At 65.5% G+C, this 15,783-nt stretch carries 13 protein-coding genes and 1 tRNA gene; 5 read left to right on the forward strand and 9 right to left on the reverse strand.

Annotated elements, in window-relative coordinates:
• Positions 1-161: 161 nt before the first annotated feature.
• On the forward strand, positions 162-3,398 hold the full coding sequence (locus P2T57_RS09745; protein WP_276299007.1) for a type 2 lanthipeptide synthetase LanM family protein: 3,237 nt from the start codon (positions 162-164) through the stop codon (positions 3,396-3,398).
• A gap of 49 nt (positions 3,399-3,447) precedes the next feature.
• Here P2T57_RS09745 and P2T57_RS09750 read toward each other — a convergent pair whose 3' ends face one another.
• The 7 genes from P2T57_RS09750 to trmY form a co-directional block, all read right to left on the reverse strand.
• On the reverse strand, positions 3,448-4,164 hold the full coding sequence (locus P2T57_RS09750; RefSeq protein ID WP_276299008.1) for a chemotaxis protein CheC: 717 nt from the start codon (positions 4,162-4,164) through the stop codon (positions 3,448-3,450).
• 82 nt (positions 4,165-4,246) lie between these two features.
• A complete protein-coding gene (locus P2T57_RS09755) occupies positions 4,247-4,885 on the reverse strand; it encodes an SDR family oxidoreductase (RefSeq protein ID WP_276299009.1) in 639 nt (212 codons plus the stop codon).
• A 72-nt stretch (positions 4,886-4,957) separates the two neighbouring features.
• Positions 4,958-5,188, reverse strand: coding sequence for a type II toxin-antitoxin system HicB family antitoxin (locus P2T57_RS09760; RefSeq protein WP_276299010.1), 231 nt, complete (start codon positions 5,186-5,188; stop codon positions 4,958-4,960).
• A 364-nt stretch (positions 5,189-5,552) separates the two neighbouring features.
• A tRNA-Pro gene (locus P2T57_RS09765) sits at positions 5,553-5,625 on the reverse strand.
• Positions 5,626-5,686: 61 nt separating this feature from the next.
• A complete protein-coding gene (locus P2T57_RS09770) occupies positions 5,687-5,992 on the reverse strand; it encodes a hypothetical protein (RefSeq protein WP_276299011.1) in 306 nt (101 codons plus the stop codon).
• Between the two features lie 165 nt (positions 5,993-6,157).
• On the reverse strand, positions 6,158-6,631 hold the full coding sequence (locus P2T57_RS09775; protein ID WP_276299012.1) for a TIGR00725 family protein: 474 nt from the start codon (positions 6,629-6,631) through the stop codon (positions 6,158-6,160).
• A gap of 712 nt (positions 6,632-7,343) precedes the next feature.
• On the reverse strand, positions 7,344-7,940 hold the full coding sequence (gene trmY, locus P2T57_RS09780; RefSeq protein WP_276299013.1) for a tRNA (pseudouridine(54)-N(1))-methyltransferase TrmY: 597 nt from the start codon (positions 7,938-7,940) through the stop codon (positions 7,344-7,346).
• Between the two features lie 345 nt (positions 7,941-8,285).
• Between trmY and P2T57_RS09785 the strand changes: the two genes are divergently transcribed.
• Positions 8,286-9,452, forward strand: coding sequence for a tubulin/FtsZ family protein (locus P2T57_RS09785; protein WP_276299014.1), 1,167 nt, complete (start codon positions 8,286-8,288; stop codon positions 9,450-9,452).
• Between the two features lie 21 nt (positions 9,453-9,473).
• Here P2T57_RS09785 and P2T57_RS09790 read toward each other — a convergent pair whose 3' ends face one another.
• The gene (locus P2T57_RS09790; protein ID WP_276299015.1) at positions 9,474-9,638 is read right to left on the reverse strand and encodes an HVO_A0556 family zinc finger protein; all 165 of its coding nucleotides are present in this window, start codon (positions 9,636-9,638) and stop codon (positions 9,474-9,476) included.
• A 213-nt stretch (positions 9,639-9,851) separates the two neighbouring features.
• Here P2T57_RS09790 and P2T57_RS09795 point away from each other — a divergent pair, with 213 nt between their 5' ends.
• The 3 genes from P2T57_RS09795 to P2T57_RS09805 all read left to right on the forward strand — a co-directional run bounded on the left by P2T57_RS09795 (position 9,852) and on the right by P2T57_RS09805 (position 14,678).
• Entirely contained in the window at positions 9,852-12,221 is a 2,370-nt protein-coding gene (locus P2T57_RS09795; RefSeq protein ID WP_276299016.1) for an STT3 domain-containing protein, read from the forward strand.
• A 116-nt stretch (positions 12,222-12,337) separates the two neighbouring features.
• A complete protein-coding gene (locus P2T57_RS09800) occupies positions 12,338-13,780 on the forward strand; it encodes a sugar transferase (protein ID WP_276299017.1) in 1,443 nt (480 codons plus the stop codon).
• Between the two features lie 58 nt (positions 13,781-13,838).
• On the forward strand, positions 13,839-14,678 hold the full coding sequence (locus P2T57_RS09805; protein ID WP_276299018.1) for a glycosyltransferase: 840 nt from the start codon (positions 13,839-13,841) through the stop codon (positions 14,676-14,678).
• Here the strand turns inward: P2T57_RS09805 and P2T57_RS09810 are convergent.
• The gene (locus P2T57_RS09810; RefSeq protein ID WP_276299019.1) at positions 14,639-15,766 is read right to left on the reverse strand and encodes a glycosyltransferase family 4 protein; all 1,128 of its coding nucleotides are present in this window, start codon (positions 15,764-15,766) and stop codon (positions 14,639-14,641) included. The genes P2T57_RS09805 and P2T57_RS09810 overlap by 40 nt on opposite strands.
• Positions 15,767-15,783 lie beyond the last annotated feature (17 nt).

Consider the following 15,783-nt stretch of genomic DNA (forward strand, 5'->3'; position numbering starts at 1 on the left):
CACAGTACTCCCACGACTCCCCCGACGTACAGAAGGCCGAGGAGATTCCGCCGACGTGGTATGGTTGCAACTACTGAACAGCTTTTCCCTCGACGGGCGCAGTGCGTCCTCGTCGAACGTTTCGAGACGTGAAGCGACGATTTCCGTCAATTCTGATTCACATGCCCCAGAGTACCGACGCCACCAGACGTATCGCCGCCCGAGCGAGGACCCTCCGCGAACGCCTCGACACGCCGACCGACGACGCGGAACTCCTCAAAGACGACGCCGACGAGTGGATTGCCCAGTGGCGAGACCACGTGACCGACGACTCCTCGGCGTTCGAGCGCCGCCTCGGCATCGCGGGTCTCTCGCCCGAGGAGTGCCGTAAACGACTCCACAGCAGGGCGCTCCCCGAGGGGGCGTCCTCGGCCGACTGGACCGACCGACTGGCCGACCTCATCGAGTACGTCGAGGCCCGCAATCCTGCCGACCCGCCGCGGTTGGCAGAGGAAATCGAAGACGACGCCGACGACGTGCCGTTCGTCCACCTCCTCGGTCGGTTCGTCGGGTTCGCGTCCGACCGGGTGGACTGGGAATCCTCGGCCGACCTCCTCTCGGAACGCGCTCGGTCGCAACTCGAACGCTGGTTGCTCGACAGACTCTCCCGACTCTCGGCCCACGCGCTCTTTATCGAGTTCAAGACCTTCCTCGCGGACCACGACCGGGAACTGGCGCTGGCCGACGACCCCGCGATGCCCGACTCGCCCCGGCAGTACTACGACCGGTTCGTCGCCGAGATGCACGAGGGCGAACTCCGGTCGCTGTTCGAGGAGTACGCCACCCTCGCCCGAATGGTCGTAACTCTGACTGACCAGTGGGTCGCCGCCGTCGAGGAGTTCTGCGCGCGCCTCCGGGCCGACCGGGACGCGCTGGCCGAGACCTTCGGGGCGGGAGCGGACCCGGACGCCAGCGAATCGCTCGGACGAGTCGCGGACCTCGACCACCGCGGCGACCCCCATCAGGGCGGCCGGGTCGTCTTCCACCTCACATTCGACTCGGGCCTCGAACTCGCCTACAAGCCCCGCGACGTGCGCCCCGAGGCCCGATTCGCCGAGTTCGTCGCGTGGCTAAACGACCGGACCGAAATCGACCTCGACGCCCTCGACTGCCTCCCCCGAGAGGACTACGGGTGGATGGCGTGGGCCGACGCCGAACCCTGCCGGACCGAGACGGCGGTTTCCCGATACTATCGCCGGGCCGGGGCGCTCCTCTGTCTGCTCTACGCGCTCAACTTCACCGACGGTCACATCGAAAACCTCGTCGCCGAGGGCGAGTATCCGGTCGTGGTCGATTTGGAGACTCTGCTCCACCCCGACCTGCCGGCGTCGGCGACGCCCCCGGCCAGCGAACTGCCCGCGGTGCGCCAGAACTCCCTCCTGCGAACTGACATGCTCCCCGAGGACTCGCCGAACAGCGACGTGCAGAACGCCGCGGGTCTCGACGCGGCCTCGGCCGAGCAGACCGGCGTGCAGGTTCCGACCTTCGAGCGCATCAACACCGACGTGATGGAACTGGAGTACGACGAGCGCGTGACCTTCTCGGGCGAGAGCCTTCCCGAACTCGACGGCGAGCGCATCGGTCCCCGCGACCACGCCGACGACCTCGCCGAGGGGTTCCGGGAGACCTACCGCGCGTTGCTGGACAATCGGGGCGACCTCCTCGCAGACACCGGCCCGCTCGCCGCGTTCGCCGACGCGGAAGTCCGATTCGTCTACCGACCGACCCAAACCTACGGGACGGTTCTCACGCCGCTCACGACGCCCAAGTTCCTCCGGTCGGGCCGGGCGTTGGGATGCAAGATGGAACGACTCGCCAGACCCTTCGCAACCGGCGAGGTGGACCGGGACCTCTGGCCCGCCTACGAGGCCGAGCGAGAGGCGCTCTGGCGGGCCGACGTGCCCCGGTTCTCAGTCCGGGCCGACGAGACGACCCTGCGCCACGACGGCGACCCGGTGGCCGACGCCTTCGACGCGAGTCCTCTCAAACAGGTGCGCCGGCGAATCGAATCCCTCTCCGAGTCGGACCTCGGCGCGCAACTCGACCTCCTGAGACTGGCGTACGGCGCGGAGACGCCGGACGACGCGCCGACCTCCTCGGACGACTCCGAATCGGGCACCGCGGGCGCGTCGAAGGACCCGGACCGCCGAGAGGCCTCCAGAGCCATCTTCGACCGTATATTAAAGTTGTCTGCGCGCGCGAGAGACGGGACGCCGACGTGGTTCCAGTGCGACGGGACGGGCGAGGGAGTCGCGCTCTCGAACGTCGGCGACGACTTCTACCGGGGGCGTCTCGGCATCGCCGTCTTCTGCGGCGCGCTCACAGCGACAGCGGACGAGGCGGCCGGAGACAGCGAGGAGACCGGCCCCGGCGAGGACCCCGAAACCTACCGCGAGTTCGCCGAGCGCGTGGCCTCGCCGGTCGCCGAGGCGGTCGGCGAGGGCCTGCTGGCGGACCGCGAGGTCGGCGCGGGCACCGGCGTCGGGTCGTTCGTCTACGGGTTCGCGGTCCTCGGCGAACTGCTCGACGCCGAGGAGTTCACCGACACAGCTCGCCGGAGCGCCGAGTGCCTGACGCCCGAGCGATTCTCTGCCGACCCCCACGCCGACGTGATGAGCGGAAACGCCGGCGCGGTGCTGGCGCTCCTCGCGCTCCACGACCGGACCGGCGACGACGCCGCGCTCCGGAAGGCAGTTTCAGCGGGCGAGCAACTCCTCGCCGACCGAATCGAGGTCGATGGCGCGCGCGTCTGGCGCGTGACCGACGACCGGCCAGCAATCGGAATGGCCCATGGTACCGCAGGCATCGCCTACGCGCTGGCCAGACTCGCCGACGCGACCGGCGAGGACAGATTCCGGTCGGCCGCGCTCGAAGCAGTCGAGTACGAGGACGCCGCCTACTCGTCGGACGCCCAGAACTGGCTGAACGACAACCCCGACCTGCCCTCCTCGCCGACCAGTTGGTGCTGGGGGCGGTCCGGAATCGGACTGTCTCGGGTCGGGATGTGCGATGTGTTAGAAAGTAACGAAATTTCGACGGGCGCGGAGCGCGCGCTCGCCGGGACCGACTTCGGCGGGGTCGAGGAGTTCGACCACCTCTGTTGCGGGAACGCCTCGCGCGTGGACTTCTTGCTGGAGGCCGGGCGCGTACTGGACGACCCCCGGTACCGTGACGCCGCCAGAGAACTGGCGAGCGCGACGGTTCGGCGGGCACTGCGTTCGGAGACGGGGCGGTTCACGGTCCCGAAGCAGACCGACAACTGGCACAACCCCTCCCTGTTCAAGGGCGAGGCCGGCATCGGCTACACCCTCCTGCGACTCGACCACCCGGACCTGCCGTGCGTGACGCTCTGGGAGTAGGTCGCGGACCCTCTCTCTCTCGGAGCGCGAGGTCGGCGAAGTCGGCGGACTACCGGTCGATGACCTCGGTGCCGACCCGCGAGAGTCTGGTCACGAACTCGGCTTCGCTCGGGAACGCGAAGATTGTCGCGTCGATGTCGTACTCCTCGATGCGGAGGCGCGCGGTGAGGTAGAGACCGATTTCCGAGGCCGAGAAGATGCGGTGAAGCAGGGTCATCTCGGGGTTCTGGACCGCGACGGGCGCGCCGGTGTCGAACGGCGTGTCGAACGCGGTGGCCCACTCGTCCACGAACCCGTTTGCCATCATGTTGCAGAGTTCGGTCAGCGCGTCCCGGCCCATCTCGGTCGAGACCACCGACGCGGCGTCGTCCACCGCGCGTTCGAGCATCAGCGACGCCGCCGCGTTGGCGCTCTTGACGGGAAACAGGACGAGGAGGGTCCCGGCGAAGGGTTTCCGGAGCGGAACCCGCGCCCCGGCCCGGTCCTCAGGGCCGAACCGCGAGAGGACGCCCTCGGACTCGGCGTGGTCGATGCGGACCTGCTCGGTTTCGACCGTCGGGTCGTCGGCCAGCACCCTGCCGAGTCGGGCCTCGACGCCATCGACGCCCGCGTCGCCGAGCCAGTTCAGGACCGCGATGGTGTCGAGGGGAATCCAGAGTCGGTCGTCGTCGGTTCTCGGGGGCGAATTTCGGGTGGCGGCCGAATCGGCAGGGGCGGCTATCGGCTCTGCGGGTTCGAACTCGTCGTCGCGGTCCCCGGCGTCCATTGGTCGTTGTGCATCGGTTCCACCGGAGCTATAAAACGTTGTTCGCCGCGGTTTCTCACCGAATGCTGATATTTCGGCGCGCTTATGGCTGTCTGCGGGGATTCTCCAGCGCCTCGGCTATCGGGTCGTCGCCCGAAAGGACCTCGAAGGTGTGGCCGTGGGTACTCTCCATCGGGAGCGCGGTGACGAGGGTTTCGGCCACGTCCTCGCGTGGAATCTCGGCGTCCTTCCTGTCGAGGTCCGCGCCGGTCCGAATCCGACCGGTCCCCTCGTCGTCGGTCAGCGCCCCCGGTCGGACGATGGTGTACGTGAGGTCGCTCTCGCGGAGGTGTTCGTCGGCCTCGGCCTTCGCTTCGAGGTACTCCCGGAGTTCCTCGGGACTCTCGTCGGGCGAGTCGGCGTTGATGGAACTCAGCATGACGAACCGGTCCGCGTCCTGTTGTTCGGCCTCCTCGATGATGTTGATTGCACCGTCGCGGTCCACGCCCCACACGTCGCCGCCGCCGGACCCCGCGGCGAACACGATAGCGTCGGCCCCTTCGACGGCGTGGGTCACGTCGTCGGTCAAATCGGCGACGACCGGTTCGGCCCCGAGGGCCTCGATGTCCGATTGTTGGTCGTCGTCGCGGACCATCCCCCTGACCTCGTGGTCGCTCTCGGCCAGCAGTCGGGTGACGTGCTGGCCGACCTGTCCGTGCGAACCGGCTACGAGTACGTGCATGACGTTTCGAAGACGGGGCGCGTCCGCAAGAGGGTTGTGACCAAATGATAGCGTGCGTCGGATTTCTCGTGGCTATGCGTAACGGTCGATGCCCATCTCACGAGGCTCCTCGTCGGTCGGTTCGCGCCCGATTTCGTCGTCGTGGAGCGCGACGGCCTCGTCGAGGTTATCCAGTGCGGCCTGCCGGGACTGCCCTTGAGACGTGACACCCGTGTCGATGTCTCTCGCAATCCACCACTCGTCCTCGGGCCAGAGTCGGATTTCGCCGTTGTGTGGGACACCGTTCCGGGACGAAATAGCCATTATAGTCGTACTTATGGAATGAGAAGTATAAGCGTTCGGCCACCCAGTTGGGCGTGTTCAGTTACAGATGAAGCAGTCGCGCTTCGGTTGTCCAATGAAAGCCATGTGTCTGGAGGACTACAACGACTACGCGGCGCTCGTGATTTTCGATGCCGAAGGATGTTGCGCGGCGCTGACTCCCGCTACTTTCGTAGCGAGGCCCTTGGCCGTCCGCGTCAACCCTGTCACCGCAGGTTCGATTGTAGGGAGAGAAATCAGCCTCCCCGCCAGTCAGGGTTGACGTTCTGTGGTACGATTTCTGACCCAAATAAAACTCTCGCACACGCTACGCGGCGCTCGTCAGTCGAAACGAATGCGGGAGAAGTGGGCCGGCGCGAATTCGAATCGCGGTTACGGCCACCCGAAGGCCGAAGGATACCAAGCTACCCCACCGGCCCGCAATCGAAACAAAGGGCGTCCGAAGTTTAATCCTTCCGGATTCGGCCGACCGCCGGAGGGCTACGTCGCGCGGTAGTACTCGACCTTCTCGCCGCCGTCGTAGAGGACCCGCTTTTCGAGTTCCCCGGCGTGGACCAGATACTCGAACGCCCACCGGTACTGGTCCTCGGCGGACGCCTCGCCGAGGAGCGCGCCCACGTCCTCCCACGTCGAGTCCGACTCGCGCTGGACGTTGGCCTCGGCGTGGGTGAATATCTCCTCGATGGAGTAGGCGGTCGGCTTCTCGTTTTCGAGGAAGCTATAGACCAGCGCGATAACGTTGTCGTCTGGTTCGGCTTGCTCCCATTGGGCCTCGGAAAGTGGCATTGCGAAACATAGGGCGTGAATCTTCTTGAGAGTTATCGCAAGTCGAATTCGATAGCAACTGAGATGGGGTGTAAACACTGCTTGAAGCCCCGGTTGGTCGATCAGGCGCTAGCAAACAATTAATCACATATGTTTAGAACACATTTACAATTCTTATATGCAACTCTAAATTTCTCCTGCCACCGCACTTTCACGCTCGGACACCGCCGACTCCACGAACTCGACCGCCTCGTTGGCCGACGCGACGGGTTCCACGCCCGGCGCGTCGTGGGTCCCGAGGCCCGCGGTCGGTCGCTCGAACACTCCGGCGAAGCCGAGTTCCGAGAGGGTGCCGACGCCGCCGTCGATTGCGATGACGGCATCGCCGTTCATCACCACCAGCGGGTTGCGGGCGTGGCCCAGTCCGGTGGCGATTGCGGTGTCCACGTAGGGGTTGGCCGCAGTGCGGTCCTCGCCGGGCAAGATGCCGATGGTCCGGCCGCCGGCCTCGCTCGCGCCGCGGCAGGTGGCCTCCATCACACCACCGAGGCCGCCGCAGACGACGGCGTGTCCTCGCTGGGCCAACAGTTTCCCGACGGCTTCGGCGGTTTCGGCTTGCTCGTCGGTGACGGTACTGCCGCCGATGACGCTGACTCTCATACTCGGTGGTGGGATTCGGGGACCGTGAGGGTGTCGTTCGGAAGACAGTGGAGTGATTTGTCGCTCGGAAAATGGTTAAATCTTGGCGCGCGAGGGACGAGGGAGCGGAGTCCTGCTGAGCGTAGCGAAGCAGGGCTCGGAAGACGAGCGAAGCGACGTCTTCCGGTGTGACCGAGGAGGTTGGGGAGGTGTGAGGTTCGCAGTAGCAGTACGGTGCTGTGCGGGAGACGGCGTTGCTCACGCCTGAAGCTAGCTTCTTGCTGTTTTCGGTCGGCGAACTGCGTCCGTTACCGTAGTTCTGAAGACGAAGCTAGCTACTCCCAAAGCCGAGGCGTCACCGCAATCGCACCGCAACCGCGGGCCACATCCCCTCCAACCGATTGCGGTCTCTGCGAACCACGTTCGCAGATCAGCGAGACGCCACAGGCGTCTCGCCAGCCTCGGCCGCCGGAAGACAAACCGCGTCTTCCGTGCTGTTGCGAATCAGCGATTCGCCACAGCCCGAAAATCTTCGATTTTCGAACGACTCCGCTCCCGACGACCTCGCACGAAATGGCGCGAGATGAACCCGCGCCGTGGGAGGCAAGCTCCCACGGGCCTTGCCTCACTCCGTTCGGCAAGACGCCAGCGCGCGCCGAGTAATTAGGTCAGAAAGCGAGTTGGAAGTCGGGTCATCAGTTACGCGTGTTCCGCCAAATCAGACGAATCACATTCAGTACGACGTGAACCCTTCGGTGTCCAGATAGTTGTGCGCGACCGTAATCGCGTGGTCGGCGTGGAGGAGTTCCGGACCAAGCCGAACTCGCTGGTCGGCGGCCTCGCCGAGCATCTCCGCCTCCTCGGCCTCGAAGTCGTGGTGGTCCGAGAGGACGAACACCGGATTCTCGGGCGGTTCAACGTCCACAATCGGGTCGCCCTCCTCGTGGAGTTGGACCACGGTGCCCTCGCGGGTGGTCTCCTCTAGGACCGGTTCGAAGCCGCGCTTCGAGAGGTAGACGCCCGGCGACCCCTCGGCCTCCATGTGGCCGATGGCCTCGTCTTTGGCCTCCAGCGCGCCCCGAATCAGCGCCGCCGTGCTTCGCTCGTCGGGGTTGAGGCGTCGGAGTTCGGAGCCTTCGAACCGAATCGTCACCTCGTCGCCGAGGACGAGATGAACACGCACGTCTTCCCGAATGTCGTGCGAGAGGAAAAAGGCGGAGTTGACGCACCGACACAACACGTCGAGGCGACCCGCGCCGCCCGCGAGGTCGTCGAGCGAGAAGTCGGGCGTCGTGGGCGCGTCGTGACCGAGGACGATGAACTGGCGCATACTTCGGCGTTGTCGGCCGGGGATAATACGCGCGTCGGAACCCCGCGAGGAGACGGGGCGGTCGCCGACACCACCGGGGCGTAACGAGGTCCTACGGGCCGGAAATCGACGGACAGGGAACTGTCGCTATCGCTCCGACAGAATGCGGAGCGCGACGGTCGCCATCCCCGATAAACACCGCCTGAATCGACCGCGCGACCGACTGAGGCTCTGCCTGAAGCCCCGTATGCCGCTGTATAACTATGGGTACGAAGGGTGTCCTGTGGGAGTACAGCCGATAAGCCCGGCACAATTCGCGGTCAGTCGCCGGGTAACTCGCGGACATCGGCGTTAGGGACACTAAACATGAAGCTCGCAATGATAGGCTTCGGGCAGGCAGGTGGAAAGATAGTGGACAAGTTCGTGGAGTACGACCGCCGGACCGGAAGCGGGGTGGTCCGGTCGGCGATTGCGGTCAACACCGCGAAGGCGGACCTCGCGGGACTCGACAACGTTCCCGAGGAGAACCGCGTCCTCATCGGACAGGCCCGCGTGAAGGGCCACGGGGTGGGCGCGGACAACGAACTCGGCGCGGACATCGCCGAGGAGGACATCGACGAGATTCAGGGGGCAATCGACCAAGTGGCGGTCCACGAAATCGACGCCTTCCTCGTCGTCGCGGGGATGGGCGGCGGCACGGGGTCGGGCGGCGCGCCGGTCCTCGCAAATCACCTCAAGCGCATCTACACCGAACCCGTCTATGGGCTTGGCATCCTGCCCGCCGAGGACGAAGGCGGCATCTACACCCTCAACGCCGCCCGGTCGTTCAAGACCTTCGTGGACGAGGTGGACAACCTATTGGTGTTCGACAACGGCGCGTGGCGCGAGACCGGCGAGTCGGTTCAGGGCGGCTACGACCGCATCAACGAGGAAATCGTCCGCCGGTTCGGCATCCTGTTCTCGGCGGGCGAGGTCCGGGAGGGCGACAACGTGGCCGAGAGCGTCGTGGATTCGAGCGAAATCATCAACACCCTCGCCTGCGGCGGCGTCTCGACGGTCGGGTACGCCACCGAGACGGTCCAGACCGAAAGTGCGGGCGGCCTCCTCGGACGCTTCTCCGACGACGACCTCGACGCGACCGAGACCACGAACAGAATCACCAGTCTCGTCCGAAAGGCCGCGCTCGGGCGACTCACCCTGCCCTGCGAGGTCCGAAGCACCGACCGGTCGCTGGTGGTCGTCAGCGGTCCCCAAGACCACCTCAACCGGAAGGGCATCGAGCGAGGCCGGAAGTGGCTAGAAAACGAGACCGCCAGCATGGAGGTCCGGGGCGGCGACTACCCCGTCGGCGACACCGACCACGTCGGGGCCGTCACGCTTCTGTCGGGCGTGACCGACGTGCCCCGAATCAAGGCGCTTCAGGAGGTCGCGGTCGAGACGCAGGACAACATCGACGACATCCGCGAGGAGAGCGACGACAATCTGGAGAGCCTTGTTCACGACGACGACGACGAACTGGAAGCGCTGTTCTGACCGACGCCGTGGCGATTCGGCTTACCAGACTCGCGCGCCGGGCGTCCCGCACTCGTCGCAGACCACCGCGTCGTCGCCCTTGAACTCCTCGCGGGCCAGCGTGCCGGCGCTACACCAACTACAGTCGTCGCCGACCAGCGAACCGAGGAGAGATTCCGAGGTGTCCTGTCGTGTCGTGGATTGCATTATTCAGAACGGGCGGGTGCTCAACTATCAAACTATCGGTGGAAAACCGGCGGTCGTGTCGGCCAGTCGGTGTCGGGTGAGCGCCACCCGTAGAGCGGTCTCGTCTCTCGGTCGCTGGAGTGTTCGCACGGTCCGGGCCGCGTCCGGGTCGGAGCGGCCGGACCCTACCAAGTGTTCGCAGAGTTTATACCCTCATCACGACATTCGCCGAGCATGAGTAGTGTACGCGAGGCGACCGACGACCTTCTGGCGGAGAAGCCGGACCTCGAATCCGACCTCCGCGAAGTCCTCGCAATCGACGAGCGCGCAGACGGGTGGACCTTCGACGAGGTTCCGCTCGATTCGGGAAGCTTCGGCGAACTCGTCTCGCGGGACATCGTTGCGAAGGACGGCGGCGAGTACGAAGTCGCCGACCCGAGCGCGGTCAGGGCGAGCCTTGACGGTGAGGCCGAAGCGACGACCGACGACGACTCCGACAGCGGGCCGACCCTGCCCTCCCTCTCGCTCCCCGACGTGTCACGAACCGACGCTGGCGGACTCGGGGCCGCACTGGCGTTCGTCGTCGTAATGCGGACCTACATCTTCCCGAGCGTGTTCCGCGGCGAGTACGTCGTCCTCCCGTCGAACGACCCCTACTACTACCGCTACTGGGTCGAACAACTCGCGGTGAACGCGACGGGCGTCTTCGACCTCAGCGTCCTGTCCGGTCTGCCGGGACCGGTTGCCAAGGGCGAACCGTTGATGGTCGCCACCCTCTGGTGGCTCACGAACCTGTTCGGCGGGGCCGACGCCGCCGGATGGGTGCTGGCGTGGTATCCCGTCGTGTCCGCGCTCGTCGTCAGTCTGTTGGTGTACGTGATGGCGGTCCGAGTGACGGGCGACCGGCGCGTCGGACTGACCTCGGTCGTGTTTCTGGCGGTGGTTCCGGCCTTCGCCTTCCGGACCGGTCTCGGGTTCGCCGACCACCACGCGTTCGACTATCCGTGGCTCGCGCTAACTGCCCTGTCGCTGGTCGCACTGGCCGACGTTGACCGCGAGGACCTCCGAACGACGCGGACGTGGTTCGCAGTCGGCGCGCTGGGCCTCGCGGTGGCAGGACAGGTGATGGCGTGGAATGCCGGACCGCTCCTCATCGGCGCGCTCGGCGTCTACGTGGCAGTTCGGGCCGCCACGGACGTGCGGGCAGACCGGTCGTCGCTGGTGAGCAACGTGCCGATACTCGCCGGACTGGCGCTGGCCTCGGTGTTGGCCCACCTCGCTCACACCGGATTCGGCTGGCACACCGACGTGGTGACGTACTCCCCGGCGTTGCTCCTGTTCGGCGTGTTGGGCGTGTCGCTCGTCTCAGAGGCCGTTCGCCGAGTCGAGATGCCCGCGTTCGTCCTCGGTGGCGCAGAAGTCGCGGGGGCGCTCGTCGGGATAGTGACACTCCAGACGGTCCTTCCGTCCTACGGTGCGAGACTGAATCAGCGTCTCGGCACGCTCCTATTCAACTCCGGGCCGGCGGAAACGAAATCCCTGTTCGCCGGCGGACCGAGTGGCGTCGTCCTCGGCCCGATATTCGGGACCGGGTTCGCGTGGCTTCTGGCGCTCCCGATGTTCGTGCTGGCGAGTTGGCGGGCCTACCACCGCGACCACCGGGCGTGGCTCGTCGTCTGTACTTACGGCTGGTACTTCCTCGTATTGGCGACGTTCCAGCGTCGGTTCGTCGGGGAACTGGCACCCTTCCTCGCGGTGCTGGCGGGATACGGGTTCGTCGTCGTCTCTGCGAAACTCGACATAACCGCACCCCCGACGTTCGACCGCGAGGAGACCTCACGTCCGTCCGGAAAGTCCCGAGTGCCCTCGCTCACGATGCCCGACAAAGGGGCGATTACGGCGCTCGTCATCCTGTTGTTGTTCGTGAGTAGCGCGGGTGCGGTCCAGACCGCGGTCCGACACGAGCAGGTGAAGATAGCAAACGACAAGTTCGAGACTGCGACGTGGATAGACGCGTACGCCGAGGACCGCGGAATGGAGTATCCCCAGAACTACGTGCTGAGCAAGTGGGGCCGAAACCGGATGTACAACTACTTCGTGAGCGGCGAATCCAAGGGTTACAGATTTGCCGAGAAACACTACGAGAAGTTCCTCAGGTCGCCCAAGCCCGCAGAAGACTACCGGCAACTACACTCCAAGGTCGGGTTCGTCGTCACGAAAAACCTCGACCTGCCCCGAAAGGCACCGCCGAAGACGAACTACGCCCGGTTCCACAAACGCTTCGGCAGTGCCGGGCCGAACGGTGCGAGCGGGGCGGGCCACTACCGAGCGGTGTACGCTAGCCCCGATGGGTCGGCGAAGGTGTTCGAACTCGTGCCCGGCGCAAACATCACCGGTACGGCCTCGGCAAACCAGACGCTGACGGTTTCGAAATCGGTCGAAATCGAGGGTGCGTCGTTCGATTACCGGCGCGCAGTCGAGGCCGGACCGAACGGCAACTTCTCGGTGACGGTTCCGTATCCGGGCACGTACTCGGTCGGCAGTCGGACGGTGAACGTCACCGAGAGTCAGGTCGAGAACGGCGGAAACGTCACCGTCGGATAGTCCTCGTCTGAGCCGTCGGCTTTCGGGGGCGACTCCGACGACTGAAACGTGTCAGCAATCGGAACGGGAAAGATAGTTCATAGCTTTTAAGCGGACTCCATGCGCTCGATAGCGTGATGGTCTCCGGACACTGGTACCGCGCCGTGAGCATCGTCGGCACGCTTCTGGGAGCGGTCACTGCCGTGGTGGTCGCAAACCACCCCGGAGCACAATGGCTGACGACCGTCGTGCCCGTCTTCCGACGGCTTCCCGCCGTCGTGTTGACCGGCGACCAGTTGCTCCTCGCCACGGCGACGAGTTCCCTCGTCATCGTCGGAAGCCTCCTTCCGCTGTTCAAACCCCGACCCCGGCGCATCCTCGATACGATTCTCCTCACACAGAAGCGGGTCGTCGTCGCCGGGTTTGCGATGGCGACCGTCGGCTACTTCGACTACACGTATCCGCTTCCGCGCTCGACGCTCGCGTTGACGGTGGCCGGCCTGCTGGTGGTCTTCCCGATATGGTTCGTCGCCATCGGATACCGACCCGGCCGAAGAGAGCGGGCCGTCATCATCGGCGACGACCCCGACGAGATTCGGGACGTACTCGACGCGACCGACGTCCCGGTTCTCGGCTACGTCTCGCCACCGAGTCCGTACTACTCCGAACAGGACCGACAGGTCGCTCCTCCGGCGGTCGCCGACGGGAGCGGCAACTCGATAACGAACGACCTCGACTGCCTCGGGGGCCTCTCACGCCTCGACGAGGTCCTCGTGGAGTACGACATCGACACCGCGGTACTGGCGTTCGCTCAACCCGACCGAGCGGAGTTCTTCGGTGCGCTCGACGCCTGCTACGAACACGGCGTGGACGCGAAAGTCCACCGGGACCACACCGACAACGTGTTGACCGCCGCGTCGGCCACGAGCGAGGAGATAGTGGACATCGAACTCGAACCGTGGGACTGGCAGGACTACGTGTTCAAGCGAATCTTCGACGTGGTGTTCGCGGCGACTGGGCTATTCGCGTTCGCCCCCTTCCTCGCAGTCATCGCTATCGCAATCAAACTCGATAGTCCCGGTCCCGTCTTCTACAGTCAGGAGCGGACCGCGGAGTTCGGCGAGACGTTCGAGGTGTACAAGTTCCGGAGCATGGTGACCGACGCAGAGGCCGAGACCGGCGCGACTATCAGCGACGAGGACGCCGGTGGCGTGGACCCGCGAATCACTCGTGTCGGGAAGTTCCTCCGCCAGACCCACTTAGACGAAGTTCCGCAACTCTGGTCGATTCTCGTCGGCGATATGAGCGTGGTCGGCCCGCGTCCGGAACGGCCCGAACTCGACGCGGACATCCGGACCGGCGTCGTGGAGTGGCGAAAGCGGTGGTTCATCAAGCCGGGACTGACCGGGTTGGCCCAGATACACGGCGCGACTGGCAAGCAACCCGAGGAGAAACTTCGGTACGACGTCGAATACGTCCGGAGTCAGTCGTTCTGGTTCGACGTGAAGATAGTCCTGCGACAGGTTTGGGACGTTCTCAAAGACGGAAGCGAGGTCGTTTTCGGAGACCGCGGGGCGTAACTCGTACCGAAGCATTAATTCACCCGTACAGGTTTCTATCAGGTATCTCGGATACCTCATGTCTCCGCCACCCTTCTCAGTGCTGTTGTCGGTCTACGCTGGAGACGTGCCGACCGAACTCGATGCGGCGTTGGACTCGGTTCTCGACCAGACGCTCCCGCCGGACGAGGTACTGGTGGTCCTCGACGGGACGACGACGCCAGAACTCCTCGCGGTCGTCGAGCGATACGAGCAGTCCCACCCCGAACAGGTCGAGACCGTCGCCTTAGACCGCGGGGAGACGCTCGGAGAGGCCCTCCGCGTCGGCGTCACCGAGTGTTCCCACGACCTGATAGCCCGGATGGACGCCGACGACCGAGCGGTCGAGACCCGATTCGAGCGACAGGTCGAATACCTCGAACGACGCCCCGAGGTGGATGCGGTCGGTGGCCACGTCGCCGAGTTCGAGACCGACCCCGACGACCCCGAGCGGGTCCGGCGAGTCCCGACGACGGTCGACGACGTTCGGACCACGGCACGGACGCGAAACCCCATCAATCACCCGACAGTGATGTTCCGGCGAGAGGCGGTCGTCGCCGCGGGCAACTACCGAGACACCAACACCGTGGAGGACTACGACCTCTGGGCGCGGATGCTGGCGAACGGTGCGACCCTGACGAACCTCGACGCGGTGCTGGTCCACGCCCACGGCGGCGACGACCTCTACGACCGCCGAGGAGGACTCGATTACGTCCGCAAAGAGGCCGAACTCCAGCGTGAACTCCGGCGGATAGGACTGATAACCCGACCGCGGATGGTGGCCAACCTCCTCGTTCGCGCACCGATTCGCCTCGTCCCGACGCGGGTTCGGGGCTGGATTTACTCGACGCTACTCCGGGACTCGGCGACTCGCTCGTAGAGACGCTGGTATCGTTCGGCCATCCGCCCGGCACTCAGTTCTTCGGTCACCGTCTCCCGCGCGGCCGTCGCCATCGCATCGCGGTCGGCGTCGTCGATGGACTCGATAGCAGTCGCCAGCGCGCTCGGCGACCCCGGTTCGAAGGTGACGCCAGCCCCGGACCGAACATCGAGGAGGTCGTGGTGGGGGCCGATGTCCGACAGGCAGACGGGGAGTCCAGTCGAAAGTGCTTCGAGGACCGCCAGCGGCAACCCCTCGGCGTGCGACGCCGACACGAAGCAGTCGGCGGCGTCGAGGTAGGGGCCGACCTCCTCGACGCGACCGGGGAGTCGAATCGACTCGTCTCTGCGGGCGAGGTCACGGCATCGGTCGAACAGCGGGCCGTCGCTGACCATCACGAGTGTCGCCGAGTCGCCGAGACCGCTCTCCGAGAACCCCCGAATCACGGTTTCGGGGTCCTTGCGCTCGATGAACGCGCCGACCGAGACGAACACCGTTTCGTCGGGCGGCAAGTCGAGCGACCGGCGGGCCTCGGCGACACGCTCTCGACTCGGCGGCGAGTAGCGTTCCGCATCGACCCCGTTCGGGATGCAGTCGGCCGCCACGCCGTGGGTCGCCATCTGGCGTTCGACCGTCGGCGAACAGGCGACGGGGTGGTCGAGTCGGCGCAACGAGTAACAGTGGAGCCACGCGATTGGAATCCCCTTCAAGCGGCCGTAGAGCCGCGGATAGTCGTCGTAGGGGTAGTTGTGGATGGTCGAGACGCGCTCGTACCCGGCCAACTGGGTGGCCGAGAGGAAGTCCGCGCGGACGCCGTGAGAGTGAACCACGTCCGGGTCGCGGTCGGCCACGAACGAACGAATCGCCGACCGTCCTCGGAGAAAGCCATCGAGACGAGACAAGCCGAGCGACGAGACATCGACGCCGAGGTCCCGGAACTTCGGGCGGAGCGAGTCGTCCGGTTCGGGCGAGAGGGTCAGCACTGAGGGGGCGAATCTGTCACGGTCGAGACGCGAGACGGTATCGAATAGTTGGTTCGTCGGGCCGCTCCGTTCGAGCGTCGAGACGACGTAACAGACAGATATCATTCGGCGTTAGGTCTCCA

Origin of the sequence: Halorussus lipolyticus, assembly GCF_029338375.1 — an archaeon.
GTDB classification, from domain to species: Archaea; Halobacteriota; Halobacteria; order Halobacteriales; family Haladaptataceae; genus Halorussus; species Halorussus lipolyticus.

What these genes read in the sequence shown, in the direction of transcription:
- P2T57_RS09745 (WP_276299007.1), top strand. Translation starts at nt 162, where the DNA reads ATGCCCCAGAGTACCGACGCCACCAGACGTATCGCCGCCCGAGCGAGG.
- P2T57_RS09750 (WP_276299008.1), bottom strand. Translation starts at nt 4,164, where the DNA reads ATGGACGCCGGGGACCGCGACGACGAGTTCGAACCCGCAGAGCCGATA.
- P2T57_RS09755 (WP_276299009.1), bottom strand. Translation starts at nt 4,885, where the DNA reads ATGCACGTACTCGTAGCCGGTTCGCACGGACAGGTCGGCCAGCACGTC.
- P2T57_RS09760 (WP_276299010.1), bottom strand. Translation starts at nt 5,188, where the DNA reads ATGGCTATTTCGTCCCGGAACGGTGTCCCACACAACGGCGAAATCCGA.
- P2T57_RS09770 (WP_276299011.1), bottom strand. Translation starts at nt 5,992, where the DNA reads ATGCCACTTTCCGAGGCCCAATGGGAGCAAGCCGAACCAGACGACAAC.
- P2T57_RS09775 (WP_276299012.1), bottom strand. Translation starts at nt 6,631, where the DNA reads ATGAGAGTCAGCGTCATCGGCGGCAGTACCGTCACCGACGAGCAAGCC.
- trmY (WP_276299013.1), bottom strand. Translation starts at nt 7,940, where the DNA reads ATGCGCCAGTTCATCGTCCTCGGTCACGACGCGCCCACGACGCCCGAC.
- P2T57_RS09785 (WP_276299014.1), top strand. Translation starts at nt 8,286, where the DNA reads ATGAAGCTCGCAATGATAGGCTTCGGGCAGGCAGGTGGAAAGATAGTG.
- P2T57_RS09790 (WP_276299015.1), bottom strand. Translation starts at nt 9,638, where the DNA reads ATGCAATCCACGACACGACAGGACACCTCGGAATCTCTCCTCGGTTCG.
- P2T57_RS09795 (WP_276299016.1), top strand. Translation starts at nt 9,852, where the DNA reads ATGAGTAGTGTACGCGAGGCGACCGACGACCTTCTGGCGGAGAAGCCG.
- P2T57_RS09800 (WP_276299017.1), top strand. Translation starts at nt 12,338, where the DNA reads ATGGTCTCCGGACACTGGTACCGCGCCGTGAGCATCGTCGGCACGCTT.
- P2T57_RS09805 (WP_276299018.1), top strand. Translation starts at nt 13,839, where the DNA reads ATGTCTCCGCCACCCTTCTCAGTGCTGTTGTCGGTCTACGCTGGAGAC.
- P2T57_RS09810 (WP_276299019.1), bottom strand. Translation starts at nt 15,766, where the DNA reads ATGATATCTGTCTGTTACGTCGTCTCGACGCTCGAACGGAGCGGCCCG.